This window comes from Protofrankia sp. Cj3, assembly GCF_917627355.1.
In the GTDB taxonomy this organism is placed as follows: Bacteria; Actinomycetota; Actinomycetes; order Frankiales; family Frankiaceae; genus Protofrankia.
The window spans coordinates 29,347-34,543 of the sequence record NZ_CAKJTR010000035.1; the positions used below are offsets into that span (position 1 = coordinate 29,347).

General features: G+C 65.3%; 3 protein-coding genes and 1 pseudogene. All 4 read right to left on the reverse strand.

Annotated elements, in window-relative coordinates; all coding sequences use genetic code 11:
• Positions 1 to 121: 121 nt before the first annotated feature.
• Complete coding sequence (locus tag MJ783_RS07145; protein ID WP_239309375.1) at positions 122 to 904, reverse strand: LuxR family transcriptional regulator; 783 nt, start codon at positions 902 to 904, stop codon at positions 122 to 124.
• Positions 905 to 1,193: 289 nt separating this feature from the next.
• Complete coding sequence (locus tag MJ783_RS07150) at positions 1,194 to 2,831, reverse strand: ABC transporter substrate-binding protein (protein WP_239309376.1); 1,638 nt, start codon at positions 2,829 to 2,831, stop codon at positions 1,194 to 1,196.
• An 87-nt stretch (positions 2,832 to 2,918) separates the two neighbouring features.
• Positions 2,919 to 4,250 (reverse strand): MFS transporter, encoded by a 1,332-nt coding sequence (locus tag MJ783_RS07155; RefSeq protein WP_239309377.1) that lies wholly within the window; start codon positions 4,248 to 4,250, stop codon positions 2,919 to 2,921.
• A pseudogene (locus MJ783_RS07160) lies at positions 4,247 to 5,197 on the reverse strand (hypothetical protein); the annotation flags it as partial. The gene MJ783_RS07155 and the pseudogene MJ783_RS07160, both read right to left, overlap by 4 nt.

The following is a 5,197-nucleotide window of genomic DNA, read 5'->3' on the forward strand; positions in this document are numbered from 1 at the left end:
CAGCGATCGCCGCGAGGTAGCTCACCGCTGCCGGCCCTGTCAGCTCTTAAAGATCCAAAAGGTTCGGGGCGGCGCTTCGGGCTGGCGGCCGGGACGACGCTCCCGGCGCGAGCAGTACCGGTCAACACGGACCGCGCTGCAGCAGGAGCAGCAGCGCGGTCCGGCTGTTGACGCCAAGCTTGCGGTAGATGTTCTCCAGGTGTTTGTTCACCGTGCGCTCCGCGATCTCGAGCGCGCGGGCGATCTGCCGGTCGCTCGCACCCTCTGCCAGGGACTCGGCCACCTCGCGCTCCCGCGGAGTCAGGCCTCGCAACTGCCGCGCCGCCCGCGGCAGCGGCTCGGCGCGCTGGCCCGCTGTGTGCGCGGCGGCGAGCAGCGCCTGACGTTCACGGTGGCGTTCCATCGCCTGGCCGACATGAGGAATGATTATTTTGATCATCTCGCGGTCGCGAGCCGATACCCCGCGCCGGGAACGATTGAAAATCGCCACCACTCCGCGGGAAACGTCCACACCGATAAAGGCCAACAACTGGTCCATGATGCCGATCGGGCGGTAGCAGGTGGCGTACAGCGGATTCTGGTACAGGCTCCGCGTATCCATGAGGTCTGACAGCGACAGCACCGTGCCCTGCCGGATCCGGCCTGCATCGTGCGCCCCGAAGGCGGGGTGGTGGATGAAGTCCCGCTCGAAGGACGGCACGAGTGACAGATTGTCCTCCGGGCGCTGAACCGCCGCGCCGACCAGGCGTCTCCTGCGGTGATCGATGATGGTCACCGCCGCCGAGCTGCTCCCGATCAGGCGCTGCATCCCCGCCAGCACGGCCGGGCTGGTCGGCCCGTCGTCATCCGCGTTGATGGTGTGTATCAAATCGAGTGCCGCTTGATAGTCCTTCGCGCCCAGCATCGCCAGCCGCCCTCCGTGGTGCCCGAGAATTCTCTCGCAGAAGGTGATCGATTCGATCTGAAAATATCATGGGCACATGGCTGGCGATAATGTTGGGGAACAGTGAGAGCTGTCCGTTTTCAGACAGGCCGTTTCCGGGTGGCAAGCCGGGAGCTGGCGCGCATCCCGCAATAAATGATCATTAGCTTCGGACGGCGGTGGGCCGCTGGCGGCGCACCGGCCCGATACACGGCTTCCCGTGCCGGCTCGGCTGGCCGCCCTCGCCGGGGTACCCACTGATGATCTTCTGTCAAACGACTTCGATCCTGCCGAAATCGACCATACCCAGGTCGTTGACCTCGATGTTCCTGACCTTGTCCGTATAGCCGTAGACATGTCGCAGATACCACAGCGGCACTGTGGGCAGATCCTTCGCGATGATGTCCTCGGCCTGCTGGTAGAACGTGACCGCCGTATCCGGGCTACCGGCCAGATCGCCCGCGGAAATCAGGCTGTCGACATCCCGGTTGCAGTATCCGTAGAAGTTCGACGGGCTGCTGCAGGTGTAAAGCGGGCTGAGGATGCTCTCCGGCGCCGGGTAGTCGTACGTCCAGGCACTGCGGAACACACCGAGCCCAAGGGTCCTGGCTTTGAGCTTGGTGAGCAAGTCGCTGTACTTCGCCTCAGCCTTCTCGACGCAGTCGACACCCAGATTCTCCTTGAGCTGGCCGCAGACGGCGTCGACCCAGTCCCTGGAACCGCCGTCGACGTTGTAGGTGATCTCCACCGGGCCAGTGAAGCCGCTCTGCCGCAGGAGTTCCCTCGCTTTGGCCGGATTGAACTGGCACGCCGCACCGCAGGTGTTCTCGCGATAACCCGGAATGCCCGGCTGGAGGAACGAGTGTGCCGCCACGCGAGTGCCGTCAAAGACGGTCTCGACGATACTCTCACGGTTGATCGCCATCGAGATGGCCTGGCGCACCGCCAGGTCCGCGTACTTCGGATCGAAACTCGGGAAACCGAGCGAGCCGATCCCCGCCCGCGGGCTCAGCTGGAACCGCTCGCCCAGAACCCGCCTGGCCTCGGCCAATTTCCCGAGCGGGAGCACCGGGGCCACATCAACCTTGTCCGCGAGCAGGTCGTCATACTGCGCGTCAAGAGTCGGGTAGATCCTGAAAAGGACGCCGTTAACCTTGGGCTTTTCTCCCGGAAAGGCATCATAACGCGTGACTTCGACAGACCTGTCATGCTGCCAGACGCCCTTCATCCTGAACGGGCCGTCTCCGATGGGTGCCTCTCCGAAGGCCTTGTTGAAGCCACTGCCTTCAAAAGCGGCCGTCGGCAACGGCGCGAAGGCCAGATTGATCAGCATCGCCCTGAAGTTGACATACGGAGCGGCCAGGGTGACCTGAAACGTGCGGTCGTCGATCTTCTTGAGGCCCTTCAGCCGATCCGTGACCGGCACCGCGCTTTCCGCGCCAGGGTTGACGTCGGCAAAACCATCGATCTTGGCAAACAGATAACTGGTGTCCTGGGCATTGGGTTTGTACGCCGCCCGGTGCCACGCCTCGATGTAGCTGTCCGCGGTCACCCGCTCCCCGTTGTGGAAGGTGTATCCGTCTTTGATTCTGATGGTCCAGACCTTGTTGTCCCTGGTCGTGACGGACTCGGCGGCGACCTCTTGTAGCCTGCCCTCCTTGTCGGCCTTCAACAACGGGACGAACAGTGCTGAGAGCACAAGTAAGCCCTGCGTCTCCCCGGTGTCCGAAGGCACCAGGCCGTGCTTCGGCTCACCGATACCGATACTGACGACCCGGTTGATGCTGGCGGTGGTATTCTTGCCGCGACCGCCATCCTTATCGGCACTCCTGCCAGCACCGCAGCCCACCAGCCCGACAGCGAGCGCGAGTGAGATGGCGGCGGCCAGCGCCGGTCCGCGAACCTGCATGGTTCCTCCTTGTTTCCGCTGGAGTTCGGCAAACCGCCGACGGATTCGGCGGCCCGGCCGGGAATATCCCCGCCGATATCCGGGCGATCATTTTTTCGAAGTCGCCTCCCCGGCGGCCGCCGGGGCTTTCTGGTGGTCACCGTTCGTTGCCGGCCATCGCAACAGGGCCGGTATCGTGAATATGACCACCACAAGATTGATCACACCACCAATGACCCAGGGCGCGGACAGCCCGAAAGCGTCCGCCGCGAAACCACCGGCGAGAGCGCCCAGGGGAAGCGCGCCGAAACAAATCATCCGGCTAGCCGAGTTCACCCGGCCTCGCAGACCAGCGGGAATCAGCCGTTGGCTGAGCGACTGGGCCATCACGTTCCACAGCGCAAGGCCGGTCGACCACACGCAGAAAATTGCCGCGACCACGACCGGCTGCCGGCCGAAACAGCCGATGGCCAGCAGGCTCAGGGCACTGGCCAGCGACACGGTGACGGCGACCGCGCGGGCACCGAATCCGTTCACGATCCTGCGGCTGAACAGACCGCCGACAACGCCACCAACGGCCATCGCGGCAACCAGGAGCCCGTAACCGCTGTCCCCTATGTTGAGCACGTCCTTGGCGAAGAGCACCAGAACGGACTGCCCCATGAGGACACAGAAATTGCTGACGGCGGCCAGCAGCACGACGATTCGAAGCACCGGGTGGCGCACCAGCCACCGCAGGCCCGCGGTAAGCTCGGCCAGCAGGCCACGCCGCTCCTGTGTTTCGGGCCGCTCCCCGACCGCGAGATCTGGCGCCGGCTGGGGCGCGCGATAGCGGATTCGGGCGATCAGCGCGATCGAGCCGAGATAGGTCACGGCGTTCAGCCAGAACGGCAACGGCAGAAAAAAGACAAACAACACGGAGCCCAGGGGTGGTCCGAGGAAGTTCCGCCCCAGTGTCTCGGCCGTCATGTTTCGGCCGTTAGCGGCTTCCAGGTCCTTGTTCCGCACGATATCCGGGATGAGCGCGCGGCTGGCGCCCATGAAGATGATGTCGCCGGAGCCCAGCCCGAAAGCGAGGGCATAGAGCATCCACATGCGCGTGACGTCGAGGGTCGTGGCTGTCGCCAGGAGGACGAGCAGCAGCAGCTGCGCGGATTGGGCACCGATCATCAACCACCGCCGGTTGGACCTGTCCACGATCAGGCCGCCGGGCAGCGCGAGCAACAGCCAGGGCAGTTCCCACGCCAACAGAACCCAGGAAATCAGCTTCGGGTCGCTGGTGAGCCTGCTTGCCGTCAACGGCAAAGCGCTGACCAGGACACCCTCGCCGAGGGTCTGCATCGCGTAGGCCGACGACAGCAGTCCGAAGTCGTGTCCGAGCTCCCGGCGCCGCACACCCGTGCCGTTCTTTGTCCTGCTCCCCGTGCTGGTGTCGGTCACCACGAGCTCGCCCTGGCCGCGCCGCGGCTACCGGCATCCGATCCGCCGGCATCCGATCCGTCCGGGTACAGGAAGATACCCGCACGGCGGGACTCGAAAATGCTGGTCCCTGGCAGCCTCCCGGCCGGTGCCACGTCGCTGATCGTGGCCTTCCCGAAGGGCAGAAACCGGCAGCCGCCACCGGCATATCCGCCGTCTGGTGTGTAGTACAGCCCCCAGCAGGCCTCCCAGGATTCGACCTGCCCGGTCGCGGGATTGACCACGGGCTCTCGGCGCGGGAGCACCCTCTCCTGCAGGACCGCCCCGGCCGCCGCCCCGGCCTGCACCGCTTGCCACCACTCGTCGTCGTCCACCTCCCAGCCAGCCGTGATCCCGCGCCCGCCGTAGAGCCCGTTCGGCTTGAGGATCAGGTTTTCCCGGCTGTCACGGCAGCGCTCCACCAGTTCGCGGTCCTCCAGTGCGGCCTCACCGAGCAAGGAGCGTGTCCACGGCAGGAGACGATCGATCAGCTGCCGCTCGTCGTCGCGGAGCCACGTCCGCAGCCGGGGATCGGACAGGAAGGCCATGCAGCTCTTGTTCCGGAGAGCCTCGGTCTCCAACGACGTCCAGAACACCACCCGCCCCTCGGCGTGCGCTGTCATGACCTGCTCGGTGATCTCAACGGCCGCCGGGTCATCAACGATATGATCAGTTACGAAGAGCCGGTAGAGCAGATCGACCGGGATGTCACCAAACAGCACCCGGCCGTTGCGGAGGCGCAGATCGGTGATCCCGCAGAAATGGGTCTCCAGGCCAGCGTCCCGCAGGAGCGTCTGAAAGGGCTGCCAAGGGCCTGGCCCGACGGCGAGGTCCCCCGGTTCCCCCACCATGGCCACGACTGGATCCCGGCCGCCCGTGACGGTGGAGCCCGCCTGGCGCAGCAGTTCGGCGACCAGGCCGCCGGTGTC